Source organism: Serinibacter arcticus, from assembly GCF_003121705.1.
GTDB lineage: Bacteria > Actinomycetota > Actinomycetes > Actinomycetales > Beutenbergiaceae > Litorihabitans.
Genome location: NZ_PYHR01000002.1, coordinates 634,518 through 652,819, shown reverse-complemented (window position 1 = coordinate 652,819; position 18,302 = coordinate 634,518). Strand labels below are relative to the sequence as shown.

The following is an 18,302-nucleotide window of genomic DNA, read 5'->3' as shown; positions in this document are numbered from 1 at the left end:
CTCCTGCCATGCTGACGATGGCACGAGCCGCCTCTGTCGTGCGGTGATCGCGAGTCCGATGGCCGAGCCTGCCTCGCACGGGGTGAGGGCCAAGGTCAGGCGTGCCCGGGTGGGAGCCGCGATCGTCGGCACGGCTGCCATCCTGTTGGGGGCATGCAGTCCGTCGGAACCTGCGCCGCCCACTCTCGATGAGGCCCTCGATGCTGCCGACGTTTTGCTGTCGGATCGCGAAGGGCTGGAAGACGTGCTGGTGAAGCCCCGGCCAGGTCGGGGATCGGCACAGTTCACCCTTACGCCTACCCAGTCAGCCCGTGACTTCGTGATCAAGTGCATCAGCTCAGGGCACCTCACCGTGCGACTCGACGGCGAAGAACAGTTCTCCGACGAGTGCGAGGACACGATGTTCGGGGTCGGAGCCTACGGAGTTGGCGGCGAAAACAACGACATCGTCGGGACCTTCTCAGAAAGCGTGGTCGAAGTCGAAGCTGCCGACGACGTCTACTGGGTTGCCGCCATCTACACCCACTCCAATGGCCGGACCGACTAGTTACCTCGCACCGCTACCGACCAGGCGGAGCCCTCCGCAAACGATCGTTACCGGCCATGCTGCTGCGCTTCACAGCCTCAGGTGCTGACGTACCGGGTGCCGTGAGGCTGACGGGGGTTGTGTCCTGGCCGCCGGATTCAGATCCAGTCGTTGGCGCGCGCGATCCGGGCCGCCTCACGTCTGTTCGATGCACCGACCTTGCGGATTGCCGAGGACAGGTAGTTGCGCACCGTGCCGGAGGACAGATGGAGCACCTCCGCGATCTCCCGAACGCTCGAGCCGTCCAACGTGACACGTAGAACGTCCTGCTCGCGCGTGGTGAGCGGGCAGTCATGTGTGAGGGCCCGAGCGGCCAGGGAGGTGTCGATGTCACGGTCGCCTCCGGCGATGTTGACGATGGCGCGTGCGATGCGTTCGGGTTCGCAGTCTTTGGACAGGAAGCCCCGTACACCGATCGCGAGCGCGCTGCGCAGCATGCCGGGGCGCGCGTGGCGTGTCAGCATCAGCACCTTGGCCTTCGGGTCCCGGGTCAGAATCTGTTCGGCAGCCTGCATGCCGTCGAGGATCGGCATCTCCACGTCCAGGACGACCACGTCGGGTCGGGTCGCGGTGACGAGTTTGACGGCCTGATCGCCGTCTGCAGCCTCTCCCACGACGGCTATGTCGGCCTCCAGCGGGAGGAGAGCAGCGAGCGCTGAGCGGATCAGCTGCTCGTCGTCGGCCAGCAGCACAGTCACCGTCATCGAGGACCGCCATCGCCGACGAGGACTCTGAGCTCGAAGGCGGAACCCTCAGCTCGGACCTCGAGCCGTCCACCTGCCGTTGACACCCGTCTCCTGAGGTCGGCCAGTCCGCGCTCATCTCGGGCGGGCTGTCGCGCGCCGTCGTTGACCACCGTGAGCGTGCGGCCGGAGACCTCGATGGTCACGTTCTGTGCGTCGGCGTGCCGCAGGACGTTGGTCGTCGCCTCGCGCAAGGCGAGAGCGAGGACCTGGGCGGAATGATCGGAGGGCTCATCCGATCCGCCGGTCACCACGACGTCGGCACCGGAGGCGGCCAAGAGCTGTTGGGCGTTGGCGATCTCGGACGTCAGCGAGAGGGCCGGAGTCCCCTCAGCCAGCCGCCGACCCTGATCGATCGCTTCCTTGGCCAGCGCAGAGATCGACTCCAGTTCGGCCGCCACCTGATCGGGCTGATGGGGGTGCAAGCGCCTGGCCAGCGCTGTCTTCAACCGGATGGCGTGCAAGCTGTGCCCCTGGATGTCGTGCAGGTCGGACGAGAAGCGCTGCCGCTCCTGCAGAAGGGCGTGCTCGCGCTCGACATCCTTGACGTGCTCCAGAGAACGAAACAGAGATCGCTGCCCCTCGGCATCCAGCACCGTGGCGATCCACACCGCCCCCATCACCGCTAGGACGACGGCCTCGCGGATCGCGTGAGGACTGTCCCGCACGAGAGCGGGCAGTGCGAGCGCAACGATGAGCAAGACTGCCAAGCCTGTGGCGACGCCGCGCCATCTCGGTTCCGTGCGAGCGACCCACAGCCCCGCGCACACTCCCACGCCGATCCCCGCGACGGGCGAGCCTCCCTGGGCCGCGGCGGCGACGTAGACGGCGACACTGACCAGGGTGCCCAGCGTCAACAGACGGGTGGCGGCAACAGCCCTCGGAACGAGCAGGAAGACGACGGCGACGACCGCGCTGACAGCAGCAGGCCCAGCCGGTGCGCCGCGCGGAGAAGCGAGCAGAGCTGCCGTGAGGGTGATCAGGAAGGCGAAGAGGTACCCCCGACGCACCCAGCTGCGAACCTCGGCCTCCAGGCGATCGACGTCGAGATGCTCGGCAGGCGAGGGGGTTGTACTGCTCATCTTGTCCGAGGCTACCGGCCCCTCCTCGGCCGCGGCAGTGACGAAACGTCATGCGAAATCCTGGCTGAACGGCACTACTTCCTCAACTGCCGAGCAGGGACGGTGGAAGCACCAGTCACCGGCGTGAGGAGCGAGGAATGCAGGAGCTGATCGAGACCCTGAGGACGTCACTGGACGGCATGCCGATGGTGCTCCAGGTGATCGCTCTGGGCCTGGTGGCAGCGATTCCCTTCCTGGAAGGAGACGTCGCCGTCGGGATCGGCATCGTCATCGGCGTGCCGTGGGTGCTCGCAGCACTGGTCTCGTTCGCCGGTACCGCAGCAGTCTCATTCGCAGCTGTCGCCCTGGGCGGCCGCGTGGGGCGACGGTCCAGGACCGAGGATGCACGCGAGAGGAAGGTGCTGGGGCGCGATCAGCGGTTCGGTGTCCCCGTCGCGATGATCATCGGGGGATTCCTGCTCAGCGTGCCGCTGAACGCGTTCATCATGAGCACGGCAGGACTGGACCGACGAACCGTGAGCGTCTCAGCAGTGATCAGCGCCGCAATCAACACGATCTTCGTCGCACTCGTAGCCCTCGGCCTCGTCACGGCAATCTTGTAGGACAGGATCCCGCCCTGCACCACGAGTCTTGCTCGGCAGAGGGCCGGCAGCACTCGGAGCTGGCCTCGGGCTACGCTCGGCCAGCCGGGCTCTAGCCTCCTGCGAGCCTGGCACAGAACCGTCCAGACGTGTCCTTGAACGCCAGGGCGGGTTGCTTCACTTCACGACCGACCAGCGCTGCTGGCTGCGGCACCGGGCCGACTGCTGGTCCAGAGGGCCACAGCCCGTCCCGTCGTCGAGCCCAACCCCACCCAGCTGGAGCAGGGACCCTAGGGTTGATGGGCTGCGAGAGGTGAACACCGCTCGCAGGACGCCGCACAGCGATCGACACCAAGGGGAGCAATGAATCAGGGGCAGCCGAGCCGTGACCACGCGATCGCGAGCAGTCCCAGCACACCTCCCCAGGTCCTGGCCGACCTTGCGGCTCGACGACGGGACCTGCATGGCCTGATCGCTGCGAACCCGGCCGCGTACCCGGACCTGGTCCGGTGGATCCGCAGCGTCAACCCGACGCTGTCCGTCCCGGCCCCACACCACCGCGCTGCTGCACCGATGGCAGCCCCTTCCCGTCCGCCGGCCAACGCACCTGGGCACGGGCCGGTCCCAGGCCCGCCGCGTCGACGCCGGGGAGTGGGTGGATGGTTGGCGGGCTTCGGCTGCCTGGGCGTGGTTGTTCTCGGAGCGGTGGTCGCACTGGCGGGTGTCGGTGCGGGGCTCGCCCCCACGGGGAGCGACACAGCTGAGCCATCCGCCGGTGCGACTCCCGAGGCGGCGTCGACGACGAGTTCCGAGGTCGATGCGCAGGTCGCGCTCTTCCACGAGGAGCGGGCGAGGATCGACGAGCTCTCGCTCGAGTTCGACGGGTCGCCCGTGGCGTGGCTCGTCGCCGACTTCGAGTGGTTGTTCCGCCAGGACGAACTGATGGCTGATCCGAGCTGGCAGCAGCATTCGGCGCAGACCGTCGCAGCCCAGACGACGACGTTCAGGGAGGGTCTGGAAGCCAGTGTCGCCGCGGCCCAGGCTCGACGCGTGAACGCCAGCGGTTCGGTCTCCGAGGGCATCGTCGACGCTGCTGGCCGAGGGTTCGTCGACATCCAGTGGGATGCAGCCACGACGTGCACCCCCTCCACGGAGACTCGACGAATCACCGGGTGCATCAAGAAAGGCGACTCCCTCACAGTCCATCTGCTGCCCGAGAGCGAGCTGGGCGAGTGGGCCAGCAAGTTCACCGTCGTGCACGAGCTGGCGCACGTGTACCAGCGCGCCGACAACGCGAGCTACCTGAACAACGACGGTGACTACAAGGCGCTGCTCGCCCAGGGCCTGTTCCAGGGGAGCGAGGAAGTCATGGCCGACTGCTACGCGCTCACCTACTACAACGAGTGGTCGCTCACGAACGGTGACTTCACGACCGGCTACGGCCACGTCTGCGACGAGAACGAACGTCAGGCCATCCGCGACTGGGCAGCCACCCTCAACGCGCCCCTGGGGTGACGGACGGCGATCCCCTGGCCCTACGAAGGAGTCGGCACGGCCACCGGGTAGGCGAAGAAGACGATGACGGCGACGAGGGCGAAGGCGGTGGCCACGAGCGCGATGTACGGAGCGCTTGTCCGACCCTGGTTGCGGAGCAACATCCATAGTCCTACAGATGATCCGATGGCGGCCCACCCAGCGAGCATGATTTGGGTGGTCCCCGACCAGGGGAAGATGAGTCCGAGCACGATCAGGAGCGGCACCATCGTTGCTCCGAGGAGCGCCATGTTGCGGGCGTGATCGTTGCTCCTCCGGCGGGGGCTCGGCTCTGAACTCATGTCCCCACCATGCACGGGTTCGGGCATCCGAGCGCCCGGCCAGCTCTCAGGCGGGTCTGCTGCAGTCGCGGCCCAGCCCATCAGCACCCACCATGGGCACATGCTCGTCGACGAGTCCTGGCCGCCCGGACCACATCCCAAGCTCCTCAGGCAGCTTGGGTTCAGGCCGCTCGTGAGACCAGTGGCCTGGTTCTTCGCCGCCAGCGCGACGCTGATGCTGTTGATCGGCGTCGGGAACCTCTTCTTCGGTCTCGACCGCGCCTGGAGCTCGCTCTTCATGATTCCCCTGGGGTCGCTTAACCTGATCTGGGCCGTGACGAGTCTCAGAAACAAGAGGGGTACCCGACCCGCTGCTGAGTAGGGGACGTGCAGCAGGCGCACCTGCCCCAAGGACAGTCCCTGCCGTAGCGTGGGGATCCAACCCGGCCTCGGCAGAGCGAGACTTCGATGAAGAGATTCGCCTCAGGTGCCAGCGCAGCAGTCGCGATCATCGTGGGCGGGCTGATCTTCGTGCCCGCTGTTCCGAAGTCTCCGCAGCCTGCCGACGTCGAAGTTCCACGTCAACTCGACGTCGATCCACGAATGCGCCGGCTGGAGCCCTCACGGAGGGGATGCTCGAGGCCGTGTGGATCGCCCAGGCAGGACAACAGTCGGCGACCGGGGCCGAGTGCGTCGAGGACGGCGAGACCCGCACCTGTCTCTACGTCTCGCCTCTGGAGACTGTGGACCTGCCCAGCCCGACGATCGAGAACGAGCTCGCCGGTGTCGGGGACAGCGGCGAAGACATGGACCTTCCGGCATCGTCCCGGGACTAGTTGGGCGAGTCCATTCAGCCCGGATCGCTCGACCAGGTGGGTTTTAGCTGCTGACGGTGTCGACGTATTCGGGGCACAGGTGCGTGACGGCCGCTCTGTGCAACTCGTGCAGTTCGGCGTCGGTGGTGTCGAGCAGTCCTGGGGAGAAGTCGCTGTTCTCCAGGAAGAGGTCGATCGAGCGGCAGGTACTCATTCCGAGCTCCAGGCGGCCGTTCTCCTTCCACTCCGGAAGCAGATCCTCCGTTGCTAGGGTGAAGGCCTCTTGGCTCTCCGAGGAGAACGTGCGCTCTGCTGAACACGAAGCCACCAGGAGGAAGCTCAGGATGGCCGTCAGCCCGGTAGCGGTCCGTTTCATTCCGGAATCATAAGCTCCGCCGTCATCAAGCCAGCCGAGCTTCCACGCGCACGTGAATAGATGCATCGCCAGATGATCACACCGCAGGTCGATCACCGGGGCATCACGTAGCGTGTTTCGATGACGACACGACGACGGCGCATGTCCCCGCCCGTGTTTGCCGCGATAGTCGGCGCTGCCACCGTGGCGGTCGCAGGATGCTCTGGCCCGGCCGAGCCCGATGAGCCGACCCTCGACCGGGCCATCGAGGCCGGCAGTTCGCTGATTGATGGCGAGTCCCGGATCCAGGACGTCCTCATCACACCCCACCCCGGCCGCGGCGGAGCCATCTTCGAGGTCCCGGGATCAGAGCTGGGGAGGTTCTTCAAGATGTCATGCCTCGGTGAGGGCGAGGTGACCCTGCGCATCAACGGGGGCGACCGGATCACCGAGTCACGCTGCGATGACGGCACCGTCGGGATGGGCCTGGACGCCGAGGTGGATGGCACCATGATCGACAACCAGACCCCGGTCGAGGTGCAGCTCGTTGCGGCCGACGATGTGTACTGGGTCGCGACCACTTTCACCCAAACAGCGTCCTGATCAGCGCCCATGTGCGCGAGGTCACCTCCGACAAGGAGGACGAGACTCGTGACTGTCGACGGCCAACGTCAAGAAGCGCTGCCGGGTCTGGTGGAGCGTCTCAGCACCAGGTCCGTGGGACTCCCGGCCGCGCCGGTTCCTCAGGCCAGTTCTGCCGAACCACCGCATCTCCCGAGCCAGTCCCGGCTGCCCTGCACCATCCCGGCGTCAGCCGATCTCGGCGACCCGCGCCAGCACACGACTGCACCTCACGTGTCTCTTATAACGGCGAATCTCAGGGCTAGCCAACGGCCCACCCTCGACACGGTGCGGCAGCGGATGCTCTCTGGCTGGACTGGTGCGAGGTGACCAGCACCCCGATCGACCAGGGCGTCTAGCTGCTACCACCGCCGCTGGTTGTGTAGAGCGCGGCGACCCAGTAGACGTCGCTCTCGGCCTCGATCTCGACCCTGTTCTCGGTGTAGGTCGGCGTGAGGAAGTCGCCGACGTCGTCCACGCCGAGATCGACGGCCGTGTCGTCGCACGCGTCTGCGAAGAGCACTTCGCCGTCGAGGCGAACTGTCAGGTCACCTTCACCCAGGCACCGAATCGTGAAGCTGCGCGCGGACTGGGCGGCAGGGACGATGAACTCTGCCGACCCGCGGCCAGGCCGAGGTTCGACGAACACGTGCTCGATGCTGTCGTACTCCGACAGGAGCCCCTCGGCAGCATCAAGCGCCTCGTCGAGAGTGGGTGCCGCGGTATCGCTGACCAAGGTGCAGGACGAGAGAACGAGGGCGGCGGTGCCGGCAACGGCAGCGAGGACAGGTGCGCGAGTGCGCCTTGCTCTGGCGTGTGTCGTCATCGAATGACGTTACGCGAGTCGTCTCCTGTCGTCACAGTCGCAACGAGTTGCCGCCCCCACCGTCGAGCGCGATGCGGGGGCGATCATGTCGAACGATCGTGGAGCGCCGCGGCTGGGACCGGTTCGAGACTCTTGTTCGCTTCGAGCTCAGTCATCATCGGGTCCCGTGTCATCAGGTCTCTGGATCGAACCGACGGACTACACCGGACTCCTGCCAGTCAGGCGTCAGTCGTGCTGTCGCCGACGCCGCGAGTTGATGTCGGGCAGCTTGGCCTTCGACGGCTCAGCCGGAAGGACGAAGTCGTAGCCGCTGTCTCGTAGAACTCGCTCCATTGCCGTGACGTCGAAGAGTCCTCGCCGTTCGACTCCGACCGGCCCAGATCACCACGCTGACGTGCTGCCGTGGAGGTGGGTGCACGGAGCGAGTTCAACCGCGTCTGACCTGCGGTGTCAGGCCGTGGACTGGCCCCTGAAGTGACCAGGGGCTCGAGCTTCTGATCCGAGCCCCGCCCGGGTGCAAGAACGGGCAACGCGCCGACACAGTGGGGTCATGGGAGCGATGAAGCAGACACGTCGGCACGGGATCGTGAGGGCGGCGGCCGGGGCGGGTGTCCTGGCGCTGGCAGCCTGCTCGACGCAGGGGGCGGCATCGACGACCACGGAGCTGCGCTCCGACGTCGCCCACGAGGTGGTCGCGATCGACGAGGCGCCCGCGCTGGCGGGCGTTCTCGCGGCGAACGACGCGCTGGGGCTGTCCATGCTGCGGGCCGCGACGGACGCCGATCCCGACGCGAACGCGGTCGTCTCGCCGTTCAGCGCGCTGGTCGCGCTCTCGATGCTGGCCGAGGGCGCGCGCGGGACCACGGCGACGGCCTTCGACACCGCGCTCGGCGCGTCCGGCGAGGACCGGACGCGCACCGTCTCGGCGCTGCAGACACTGCTGGGCGAGCACGACGGCGATCCCGCGTCCGCGACCGCGGACGAGCTCCCGGAGGCCCCGCTGCTCCACCTCGCCGACCGGATCGTGCTCGACGAGGGCTTCGACGTCGAGCCGGCCTACCTCGATGCCCTCGCCCGGTGGTACGGGGCCGGCGTGGAGACGACGGACCTGGGCGACCCGGCCGCGAGGGAGGTGCTAGGCAGCTGGCTCGCCGAGCACACGGGCGGGCTGATCCGGGAGTCGGCGATCGAGCCGAACGAGCTGCTTCGAGTGGTGCTGCAGGACGTCGTGCTGTTCGCGGGTCGATGGCAGGTCCCGTTCTCAGCCGGGGCGACGGCGGAGCGCCCGTTCACGGGGCCGCACGGTCCGGTCCAGGTGGAGACGATGGCGGGGAGCGCCTACGGCCGGTGGACCGTCGTGGAGGACGAGGGCTGGACCGCGGTCCGACTCCCGTACACGGAGGGCTTCCACGCCGACCTCGTCCTCCCACCGGACGGGGTCGACCCTGCGGGGGCAGATCCGGCGCTGCTCGCGCTCCTGGCCGAGGTGCCGGCGGCGCCGGTCGGCGACCCGACGACCGGTTCGATCGCCGTCACCGTCCCGGTCCTGGACCTGACTCCCGAGCCCCTCGACCTGGTCCCCGACCTGACGGAGGTGGGACTGGGCGAGCTGTTGGGAACCCCCGATCTGTCCGGAATCGCGAACGATCTGACCGTCGGCCAGGCGATGCAGCAGGCCCGTCTGATCGTCGACGAGGACGGTACCGTCGCGGCGGCAGTCACGGAGATCGGCGGCGAGGAGACGTCCGCCCCCGTGCACGACCGCACGGTCCAGTTCGACCGTCCGTTCCTGCTGCGGCTGGCGCACTCCGAGAGTGGCCTGACGCTGTTCCTCGCCGCCGTGCGGGACCCCGCGGTGGGTTGAGGACGCGCACGGGCGCGGTGCGTTGACGCCGTCGGGGTGCAGCCCTAGGTTTGCGCCTCATGACAGCAACCCCCACGACGCAGCGAGGCGGCAAGGGGCTGGCGACGGGGACGCTCGGGCTGAGCGGCTCCGTCGTCATCGGACTCGCCTCGACCGCGCCGGTCTACTCCCTGGTCGCCACGCTCGGCTGGGTGGTGGTCGCCGTCGGGGCTCAGGCACCGATCGCCTTCATCGTGGCGTTCATCCCGATGCTCTTCATCGCGGCGGCCTACCAGGAGCTCAACCGGGCGGTGCCCGACTGCGGCACCACGTTCACGTGGGCGACGAAGGCGTTCGGGCCCCGGGTGGGCTGGATGGGTGGCTGGGGCGTCGCCGTCGCGGGCATCGTGGTTCTCGCGAACCTCGCGGAGGTGGCGGGCAAGTACTTCTGGCTGCTGATCGGCCAGGAGGGGCTCGCGAGCAACCCCGCGGTCGTGACGGCGACGGGTGTCGTCTTCATCGCCTCCATGTGCTGGGTCAGCTACCGCGGGCTCGAGCTCGGCGAGCGGATCCAGAACGTCCTGCTCGGGCTCCAGTACGTCGCGCTCGCGCTGTTCGTCGGCCTCGCGGTGTGGAAGGTGGTCAACGGCGAGGCGCCCAGCGCTGACACGTTCGACTGGAGCTGGTTCAACCCGCTCGCCTTCACCGACTACTCGGGCTTCATCGAGGCCGTCCTGCTGGCGCTGTTCATCTACTGGGGCTGGGACACCTGCCTCGCGCTGAACGAGGAGACCAAGGATCCGGCCCGCATCCCGGGCCGGGCGGCGATCCTCTCGACGGCGATCCTTCTCATCACCTACGTCGGCGTCACGGTCGCGGCGATGGCGTACGCGGGAGTCGGGGAGGACGGCGTCGGACTGGCCAACGAAGCGAACGCCGAGGACGTCTTCCTCGCGCTCAAGGATCCGGTCCTCGGGCCGCTCGCCTTCGTCCTCGTGTTCGCCGTCATGGTGTCGGCGATCTCCTCGACCCAGACGACGATCCTGCCGACCGCGCGCGGGACGCTGTCGATGGCGACGTACAACGCGCTGCCGGCGCGGTTCAAGGAGGTGCACCCGCGCTTCAACACGCCGTCGTTCTCGACGCTGATGATGGGCATCGTCGCGAGCGTGTACTTCGTCGGGATGAAGCTGATCAGCGACAACATCCTGCAGGACTCGATCCTGTCGCTCGGGCTCGCGATCGCCTTCTACTACGGGATCACCGGCTTCGCGTGCGTCTGGTACTTCCGGGCCGACCTTCGGCGGTCACCGCGGGACTTCTTCCTCAAGGGATTCTTCCCGCTGCTCGGGGCGCTGATGCTCACGTACGCGTTCGTGCAGTCGGCGATCGACATGTGGGCGACCGACTACGGCAACACCACCCTGCTCGGCGTGGGCGGCACGTTCGTGATCGGCATCGGTTCGCTGCTGCTGGGGTCGTGCTGATGATCGCGTGGTCGCTGGTGGCCAGGTCGCGGCCGTTCTTCAGGGCGAGTCGCTCAACCGCGACACGGAGGTGCTCGTGCCGGACGAGCCCGAGCTCTACCCCAGGAGCGTCGACGGCGGGCTCTGACGCCGCCGCCCCACCATCGAAGGGAACGACTGTGCACATCCTCGTCGTGGGAGCCGGAGGGGTCGGCTCCGCCGTCGTCGCCATCGCCGTTCGTCGGGCCTTCTTCGAGACGCTGACCGTCGCGGACCACGAGCTCGCTCGGGCGGAGCGCGCGATCGCCGGGCTCGGCGACGCGCGGCTGCGCGCGGCCAGGGTCGACGCCTCCGACGTCGACTCGATCAGCGACCTGATCCGCGACTCGGGCGCCACGCACGTGCTCAACGCCGTCGATCCCCGGTTCGTGATGCCGATCTTCGAGGCGTGCGCGGCGACCGACGTGACGTACCTCGACATGGCGATGAGCCTGTCGAAGCCCCACCCGGAACGCCCGCACGAGCTGACCGGCGTGAAGCTGGGCGACGAGCAGTTCGACCGCGCGCCGGACTGGGAGGCGGCCGGGCGGCTCGCCCTCGTGGGCATCGGGATCGAGCCGGGGCTGGCCGACGTGTTCGCCCGCTACGCCGAGGACGAGCTGTTCTCCGAGATCGACGAGGCCGGCGTGCGGGACGGATCCAACCTGACGGTCGAGGGTTACGACTTCGCGCCGTCGTTCTCGATCTGGACGACCATCGAGGAGTGCCTCAACCCGCCGGTGATCTTCGAGAAGGAGCGGGGCTGGTTCACGACACCGCCCTTCAGCGAGCCCGAGGTCTTCGACTTCCCGGAGGGGATCGGGCCGGTGGAGTGCGTCAACGTGGAGCACGAGGAGGTGCTGCTCATCCCGCGCTGGACCGCGGCGAAGCGCGTGACGTTCAAGTACGGGCTGGGCAACGAGTTCATCGAGGTGCTGCGGACGCTGCACAAGCTCGGGCTCGACTCCACGACACCGGTGGAGGTGAAGGGAGTGAGCGTGTCGCCGCGCGACGTCGTGGCCGCGCTGCTCCCCGATCCGGCCACCCTGGGGGACCGGATGAGCGGCAAGACGTGTGCCGGGCTGTGGGTGCGAGGGCTCGGCAAGGATGGCGAACCTCGCTCGACCTACCTCTATCACGTGGTCGACAACGCCTGGTCGATGGCGGAGTACGGCCACCAGGCCGTGGTGTGGCAGACAGCGATCAACCCGGTCGTGGCGCTCGAGCTGGTGGCGTCGGGGGCGTGGTCGGGGGTGGGGGTGCTCGGTCCGGAGGCGTTGCCGGCCCGGCCGTTCCTCGACCTGCTCGTGGAGTACGGATCGCCCTGGGGAATGCAGGAGGTTCCGCCGGCCGGGTGAGGTGGGTGGTCGTCCGGGTGCATGGGTATGCCTGGGCTTTGGCTGTCCCCAGGTGGGTGGTGCGTGGTGGGGGTAGGTGGCCCGTGGACGGGAGGGTGTTTGACGCCCTGTGGATCAATCTGTGCACACAGAACCTTGTTTGTCGAACGTGCGTCCGAGAGAATGGGTCATGACTCAGCACCCCGTCCTCGACCCGAGCACCCGCTCCAGCCTGGGTGCTGCCACCAACCAAAACAGCGCCGAGGGTCCCGGCCCCGACGGCCCGGACCCGGCGGCAACCTCGGCAACGGTCCTGCTGACACAGGCGCTGGGGATCCTGACCCGGGCCAGGACGGCCCTGACCAACGAGCTGGCGGGGCTGGAACGGGAACCGGCGCTGGAGCTGGCTGAACGGGTCGAGGTCACCGGCCGCGAGATCGACCTGCTGCGCCTGATCACCGCCCGCGCGGTCGATGAGGCAGCACCCGCCCCGATGCGCGACCTGGTCCTGGTCGACCACGCCGGCACCATGAACCGCAACGAGCCCACCGACGAGACCGCGACGGTCGGGCCCGTGAGCGGGTGCGCTCCGCGTCCGCCGGCGGGCGGGTCACCCTTTCGTCGGGCCAAGGACCTGCTCCGGGTCCGGTTGCGGATCTCCGCGGCCGAGGCCGGACGACGCATCGCGCTGGCCCACCGTGTCCTGCCCCGCCAGATGGTCACCGGCGAGATGGTCCCCCCACCCCTGGAACACCTCGGAGACGTTATCGCCTCCATCAGTGGTGACAGTGCCCGGCACGTGATCCGGGCCGTGAAACGGGTCCGGCCGCTGGCAGGTCCTGAGCTGGCCGGTCAGGTCGAGCAGACCCTGGCCGAAGAAGCGGTAGAGCTGGACCCGGACGCGATAGGAGTCCTGGCCGATCGGGCCATCGCCCTGCTGGACCCCGACGGACCCGCTCCCCGCGAGAGCGACCTGCGTCAAGGCCTGTACCAAGGACCCACCCACGACGGCCTGACCTCCTACCGCCTCGTGGTCGACCAGACCCAACGCGAAATCCTCCAAACCATCCTCGACACCGGCACCAACCCCCGCACCACCACCACCACCAGTCGCGACGTGAGCGGCGGCGGCAACGCGATCAACGACGGGGCGGGCGGAGACGTCACGACCGACGCACCAGCCAGCGGGAGCGACGCTAGCGATGCCGATGCCGATGCTCACGCCCTCGTCTCGGCGGCCGCGGCCGAGGCCGTGCGGGCCGACACCCGCTCCCGGGCGCGCAGGATGCTGGATGCGCTGATGGCCGCCGCGGGCGCCGCCCTGCGGGTGGGGGACCTACCCCAGATCGCCGGACTCCCACCCCAGGTGCTGGTCACCATGCAGCTCAACGACCTGCTCACCAGCCTCGACCGCAACGCCACCACCCGCGCCACCGCCAGCACCGTCGTCGGCACACCCACCGAAGCCGGTCCGCCTCCACTCGCACCACCCGCACCACCCGGACTGGCCCAACCGTTCCAACCCACCGGCGGGATCGCCCTGCTCCCACACGCCGGACCCGTCCCCATCCACACCGTCAGACGACTGGCCTGCGACGCCGACCTCATCCCCATCGTCCTAGGCACCGACGGACGACTCCTGGACGTCGGCCACCACCACCGCCTCGTCCCCGCCTGGATGCGACGCGTCCTCATCGCCCGCGACCACGGCTGCACCTTCCCCGGCTGCACCATCCCCGCCACCTGGTGCGAAGCCCACCACATCATCAGCTGGCTCACCGGCGGCACCACCAGCACCGACAACTCCCTCCTCCTCTGCCCCGCCCACCACCACCTCATCCACGCCACCAACTGGACCCTCACCCACACCCCCACCGGCATCCACTTCCGCCCACCGTGGAGCACCCTGCCCACCCTCACGACCAACCCCATGCACACCGGCGCCACCCCACGCACCACCCACCTGACCGGATGATGAGCACGACAAGGGACGGGGAGACGGCGTTGTGGTGCAGCGCACCGTCGGGCGGGACGACACCGCCGACGGTGACGGGAGCGTGCTGGCTACCAGCCCATGGTGCCCGGGGCGCCCTTGAAGGGACCCACGACGTCGTCGGTCACCCAGCCGCCGTAGAAGCCGCCGGGTTGCGGGCGGACGCGCTCGCCGTCGACCACGCAGGTGAGCGTGCGGGCGTAGACGGCGACGTGGTCGGTGATTGGCACGAACGTCGACGACGGCCGCGGGTAGCTCCAGGCCTCGGACGGCAGCACTCCACCGTCGGGCAGTACGACGTCCCAGTAGACCGCCGCACCCTTCCACTCGCAGATCGAACCCCGTCCGCCGGCCGGCTTGAGCACGCCGTCGTGGAACGCGTTCGGCGGGAGGTACCAGGTCGGCGGGTGGCTGGTCTCCAGCACGCGGTAGGCGTCGGACGTCGTCGCGAGGAGGGTGTCGCCCACGCGGATCTCGACCAGTCGGGACGAGCGCACGAGCAGGGGAGGCCTCGGGTAGTCCCAGACCGACTCCTGCCCGGGGCCTGGCTCGACGCGTTCGTGGCGACCGGAACGGAGTGGCATGTCCCCATCATGCGCCGGAACCTCTCGTGCCGACGGTTCTGCTTCACCGACCTCGGGTGAGCGGATCCCCGATGGCGAGCGTGGCAGCGACTGGCTCACGCCCGCTCGGTCAGAGCGGCAGATCGTCTGAGCTCGGCGAGCGCTCCTCGCGCCCACGGGGTGTTCGTCGCGTCGTCGGGGGCCATCACCAGCACGCTGCTGGCCATCGAGACGGCCCACGCCGCAGCGCGCGCCCACCGGCCGGGGTCGGTGTCGACCGCCGATCCCGCCGCACGATCGTAGGCCGCGACGAAGGTCGTTCGGCCGGCGTCGTCGAGGTGGAGCCACGCCGCAGCCAGATCGCAGGCCGGGTCACCCGCGCTGAGGTCGCCGAAGTCGAGCAGGGCCGAGAGCGTGTCGCCGCTGTCGCTCCGCTCACCACCGTCGCTCCGCTCACCACCGTCGCTCCGCTCACCACCGTCGCTCCGCTTACCACCGTCGACTCCCGGATCCGTGGCCCCGCCCACCGTGACGAGCACGTTGCCCGGGTGCGGGTCACCGTGCACCCACACCGGCGGACCCGGCCACGAGGGCGCCGCGACGCCGCGTCGCCAGACCTCGAGGGCCCACGCGAGGTCGTCGGCGCCCCGCAGTCGCTCGGTCAGCGCCTGGTCACGGTCGGCCAGCGGGACCGCTCGTACCGGGTTGTGCGGCGCGTCGACCGGCGCCGCTACGTGCAGCGCCGCGAGCGCCGCGGCGAGTTCGGCGGCCCAGGCCGAGCGCGAGGCGCGGGGTCGATCGGCGGCGCGCACGCCGTCGTGCCATCCCACGACGGCCCACGGCCACGGGTACCCCGCACCGGGCCGCCCCGTCCGCAGCGGTGAGGGGACGGCCACCGGGAGGAGCGGTGCGAGGGTCGGCAACCACCGGACCTCGTTCTCCAGCAACGGGACGGCGACGGCGCGTCGTGGCAGCCGTGCCGCGAGGTCGTCACCGATCCGGACCTGCACGTTGTCCCAACCCTGCGCGGCCAGCACGAGTGGTGCCTCCGCGAGATCGGGGTGCTGCTCGCGCAGCAGCGCTCGGACGAGATCGACGTCGATGCTCACCTCGGCGTGCGGCGTCACCGCGCGGGTCCGAGCGGGACGCGGAAGGACGGGGCGCCGGAACCCGCATCCTCGTCTCTGACCACCTCGACCTCGGTTCCGTCGAGCCAGGCGCGTCCGGGGCCCGCGAGGATTGCGACGCCCCTGTCCACCCACCCGTCCTCCCGCCCGTCCAACCATCCGTCCACCGACTCGATCTCCGCCGTCGCCGTCAGCGAGTGTCCGCTCACGCGCACCCCGATCGGGAGCGCCACCCCCGTCCGCGCCTGCAAGGTCAGCGGCGCGCCCTCCCAGAGCGCGACACCGTCGAGCGTGATCGACGTGCTCACGGGCGAGCCGCCGACGTTGAGGGCGTGCAGGAGCCGCGACCCGTCGGCCGCACGCGTGGTGAGCGTGATCAGCCCGGGGATCGCCTCCCGCACGAGGCCAGGTGCTGCCCCGAGCCAGGTGAGCGCCGTCGTGAACAGCCCCAGGTCGGCGCCCCAGTCGCAGCCGAGCACGACGGCGCGGCCCGCGCCGGCCTCGAGCGCGAGACCGCACGGGGTCCCGCTCATCGCCTCGGCCAGCACGACCTGCGCACCCTCGGCCTCGTAGAGCTGGGCGCGTCCGACCCGGCGCTCGGTGCCGTGCCCCCACGTCGAGGTCACCGAGGTGAACCAGCCCGGACGGTCGCGCACCTCGCCGACCACCCGCACCCCGAGGGCGTCGGAGAGGATCGTGCACGGCGTGCCGTCGAGCTCCGTCGTGGGCAGGCTCCCGAGCAGCAGCAGGCTCCCGCCCCCGCGCACGTGCGTCGCGAGCCGGGCCTGCACGGCGGCGTCGGCGGCGACGGGGGAGCCGAGCACGACGGTGCGCGGCAGGTCGCCGTCGCGCGCCAGGTCGACCGCGCCGTAGCGGTACCCGAGCGTCAGCAGGACGCGGGGCAGCAGTCCGCGAGGTCCGCCGCCTCGGGCGTGGGCGAGCTCGGCGACCGCGTGGGCGTCGTCGTCCGACCCCGGCACCGGGTACTCGGTGAGGTAGTCGTCGAGCACCAGCGCGAGCGCGAGGTCGTCGTGCTCCTCGTCGGCGTCGGCCAGCCAGGGGGCGAGCCTGGCCGCGACCCGCATCGCCTCGGCGGTCGAGTCGAAGGACGGGCCCCGCTGCCCCTCCGGACCGACCGGCGCCGCGAAACCGTGCCGCTCGCCGGTGATGCCGAACCGGGTGGTCCCGTCGGACCGCGGAGGGTCGGCGACGAAGTTGGTCCCGCCGGCGAACAGGTAGAAGTTCAGCAGCCGGTGACCCTGGGCGAGCGACAACCGCGTCTTCAGCACGACGGCGGAGGGGTCCGTCCGGGCCGCGAGGTCGTCGCCGTAGTCGGCGTGGCCCGCCTCGTGCTCGAGCGAGGTCGCCGGCTGCTCGTCATCGCTCAGCGCGGCGAGGTGGGCGTTCATCAGGTGGAGGTCGCCGGCCGTCGCGAGGGTCAGGTCGCCCAGGTAGTGGTCCGACCCCGCCGCGCGCTGCGCGTGCCCGGGGAAGGTGAGCGCGAGCTGCGACAGGCCGATCGGGAAGGACGCGCCCGAGCCGCCAGTGGTGCCGTGCACGTTGATCAGGAACGGCACCCCGCCCATCCCGGCGCTCTCCGCCGCCTCCTCGAGCGCGTCGACGTAGGTCGCGAAACGCTCCCGCGAGAACCGGCCGAGGTCGAGTCGCAGCGCCGTCGCCCAGCCCTCGCGCGGGCGGCGCACCGCATCGGCGAGCGCCGCCGGGTCACAGGCGTCCGGCAGGCCGGGATAGCGCGCCACCAGGCCGTCGCCGTACCGCTCGGCCAGCCAGTCCCGAAGTCCTACGCAGGCGTCCGCGGTCAGCTGCGGGGAACCGGAGACCCAGGCGAGCATCCCGATCTCGTTGTCCAGCTGGACGGCGATCACGGGCCCGCCGTTCGGCGCCGTCCGCGGCCCGACGACCTCACCGACGGCGGCGTACCACCGACGCGTCTCGGCGAGGAAGGCCGGCGCCAGGTAGTCGAGGTCACCGGTCGGAGCCGTCGCCCCGCCCCAACCGACCGGGACCACCTCGGGGTGCTCGCGACGCACGCGGTCGGGCACCCCCTCGCCCGCCATCTCGGCCATCACGAACGGTCCCGGACGCACGAGCGCCTGCAGGCCCAGCTCGGCCGCGAGGTCGAGGAACGCACCGAGATCGAGCGTCGGATCGGTGCGGCCGGTGAGGTCGAGGGTGCCGTCCGCGCGCTCGTGCACGACCCACGGCACGTAGGTCGCCACGGTGTCGGCGCCGGCCGTGCGCAGCAGCTCGAGCCGTCCGCGCCAGTGCTCGCGGCGCAGCCGGAAGTAGTGGATCTCGCCGGCCACGACCAGGGTCGGCACACCGTCCACGAGCAGCTGCCGGCGGGCGAGGCGGACGTCGGTCACGGGTGGCTCCTTCGCTGCCCTGGGGGTCCGAGGTCGTCCCAGTATCACCGACGCCACCGGCGCGGCCAGGTCCCGCCGTCCGCGTCACACCCGGGACGACGTCGCCGGGGACCACCCTTGCGGG

17 protein-coding genes and 1 pseudogene are annotated in these 18,302 nt (G+C 69.7%); 10 read left to right on the top strand and 8 right to left on the bottom strand.

The features are described from left to right. Nucleotides 1-109: 109 nt before the first annotated feature. Entirely contained in the window at nt 110-547 is a 438-nt protein-coding gene (locus C8046_RS03065; RefSeq protein WP_146197048.1) for a hypothetical protein, read from the top strand. A 137-nt stretch (nt 548-684) separates the two neighbouring features. Here C8046_RS03065 and C8046_RS03060 read toward each other — a convergent pair whose 3' ends face one another. Together C8046_RS03060 and C8046_RS03055 are read right to left on the bottom strand one after the other, a co-directional pair. Further along, nucleotides 685-1,290 (bottom strand): response regulator transcription factor, encoded by a 606-nt coding sequence (locus C8046_RS03060; RefSeq protein ID WP_109228207.1) that lies wholly within the window; start codon nt 1,288-1,290, stop codon nt 685-687. Next, on the bottom strand, nt 1,287-2,411 hold the full coding sequence (locus C8046_RS03055; protein ID WP_109228206.1) for a sensor histidine kinase: 1,125 nt from the start codon (nt 2,409-2,411) through the stop codon (nt 1,287-1,289). The genes C8046_RS03060 and C8046_RS03055 overlap by 4 nt, the downstream gene beginning before the upstream one ends. A gap of 137 nt (nt 2,412-2,548) precedes the next feature. On the opposite strand from C8046_RS03055, the gene C8046_RS03050 reads away from it, so the two are divergent. Next, on the top strand, nt 2,549-3,013 hold the full coding sequence (locus C8046_RS03050; protein WP_109228205.1) for a hypothetical protein: 465 nt from the start codon (nt 2,549-2,551) through the stop codon (nt 3,011-3,013). Between the two features lie 642 nt (nt 3,014-3,655). Next, complete coding sequence (locus C8046_RS03045) at nt 3,656-4,507, top strand: hypothetical protein (RefSeq protein WP_146197047.1); 852 nt, start codon at nt 3,656-3,658, stop codon at nt 4,505-4,507. A 20-nt stretch (nt 4,508-4,527) separates the two neighbouring features. On the opposite strand, the gene C8046_RS03040 is transcribed toward C8046_RS03045, so the two are convergent. Next, on the bottom strand, nt 4,528-4,827 hold the full coding sequence (locus C8046_RS03040) for a hypothetical protein (RefSeq protein WP_146197046.1): 300 nt from the start codon (nt 4,825-4,827) through the stop codon (nt 4,528-4,530). A gap of 100 nt (nt 4,828-4,927) precedes the next feature. On the opposite strand from C8046_RS03040, the gene C8046_RS03035 reads away from it, so the two are divergent. Together C8046_RS03035 and C8046_RS03030 are read left to right on the top strand one after the other, a co-directional pair. After that, nucleotides 4,928-5,188 carry a hypothetical protein gene (locus C8046_RS03035; protein ID WP_146197045.1) on the top strand — a complete coding sequence of 87 codons (261 nt, stop codon included), beginning with the start codon at nt 4,928-4,930 and terminating at the stop codon, nt 5,186-5,188. A 250-nt stretch (nt 5,189-5,438) separates the two neighbouring features. After that, nucleotides 5,439-5,642 (top strand): hypothetical protein, encoded by a 204-nt coding sequence (locus tag C8046_RS03030; protein WP_109228201.1) that lies wholly within the window; start codon nt 5,439-5,441, stop codon nt 5,640-5,642. Nucleotides 5,643-5,685: 43 nt separating this feature from the next. Here C8046_RS03030 and C8046_RS03025 read toward each other — a convergent pair whose 3' ends face one another. Continuing rightward, nucleotides 5,686-6,093: a hypothetical protein gene (locus tag C8046_RS03025; RefSeq protein ID WP_109228200.1), complete on the bottom strand. Its 408-nt coding sequence runs from the start codon at nt 6,091-6,093 to the stop codon at nt 5,686-5,688. 24 nt (nt 6,094-6,117) lie between these two features. Here C8046_RS03025 and C8046_RS03020 point away from each other — a divergent pair, with 24 nt between their 5' ends. Continuing rightward, nucleotides 6,118-6,579, top strand: a complete 462-nt coding sequence (locus C8046_RS03020; RefSeq protein WP_146197044.1) for a hypothetical protein — start codon at nt 6,118-6,120, stop codon at nt 6,577-6,579. Between the two features lie 373 nt (nt 6,580-6,952). Here C8046_RS03020 and C8046_RS03015 read toward each other — a convergent pair whose 3' ends face one another. Then, nucleotides 6,953-7,423 carry a hypothetical protein gene (locus tag C8046_RS03015; protein WP_109228198.1) on the bottom strand — a complete coding sequence of 157 codons (471 nt, stop codon included), beginning with the start codon at nt 7,421-7,423 and terminating at the stop codon, nt 6,953-6,955. 550 nt (nt 7,424-7,973) lie between these two features. Here C8046_RS03015 and C8046_RS03010 point away from each other — a divergent pair. The 4 genes and pseudogenes from C8046_RS03010 to C8046_RS02995 all read left to right on the top strand — a co-directional run bounded on the left by C8046_RS03010 (nt 7,974) and on the right by C8046_RS02995 (nt 14,083). Then, a complete protein-coding gene (locus C8046_RS03010; RefSeq protein ID WP_199224376.1) occupies nt 7,974-9,287 on the top strand; it encodes a serpin family protein in 1,314 nt (437 codons plus the stop codon). Between the two features lie 59 nt (nt 9,288-9,346). Beyond that, a pseudogene (locus C8046_RS03005) lies at nt 9,347-10,880 on the top strand (APC family permease). A 31-nt stretch (nt 10,881-10,911) separates the two neighbouring features. Further along, complete coding sequence (locus tag C8046_RS03000) at nt 10,912-12,129, top strand: saccharopine dehydrogenase family protein (protein ID WP_109228197.1); 1,218 nt, start codon at nt 10,912-10,914, stop codon at nt 12,127-12,129. 169 nt (nt 12,130-12,298) lie between these two features. Continuing rightward, the gene (locus tag C8046_RS02995; RefSeq protein ID WP_146197043.1) at nt 12,299-14,083 is read left to right on the top strand and encodes an HNH endonuclease signature motif containing protein; all 1,785 of its coding nucleotides are present in this window, start codon (nt 12,299-12,301) and stop codon (nt 14,081-14,083) included. 89 nt (nt 14,084-14,172) lie between these two features. Here the strand turns inward: C8046_RS02995 and C8046_RS02990 are convergent, their stop codons facing one another. The 3 genes from C8046_RS02990 to C8046_RS02980 all read right to left on the bottom strand — a co-directional run bounded on the left by C8046_RS02990 (nt 14,173) and on the right by C8046_RS02980 (nt 18,178). Further along, on the bottom strand, nt 14,173-14,685 hold the full coding sequence (locus C8046_RS02990) for a DUF427 domain-containing protein (RefSeq protein WP_109228196.1): 513 nt from the start codon (nt 14,683-14,685) through the stop codon (nt 14,173-14,175). Between the two features lie 95 nt (nt 14,686-14,780). After that, nucleotides 14,781-15,791, bottom strand: coding sequence for a phosphotransferase (locus C8046_RS19100; RefSeq protein WP_235866060.1), 1,011 nt, complete (start codon nt 15,789-15,791; stop codon nt 14,781-14,783). Continuing rightward, on the bottom strand, nt 15,788-18,178 hold the full coding sequence (locus tag C8046_RS02980) for a beta-galactosidase (protein ID WP_146197042.1): 2,391 nt from the start codon (nt 18,176-18,178) through the stop codon (nt 15,788-15,790). The genes C8046_RS19100 and C8046_RS02980 overlap by 4 nt, the downstream gene beginning before the upstream one ends. Between the last annotated feature and the right edge of the window lie 124 nt (nt 18,179-18,302).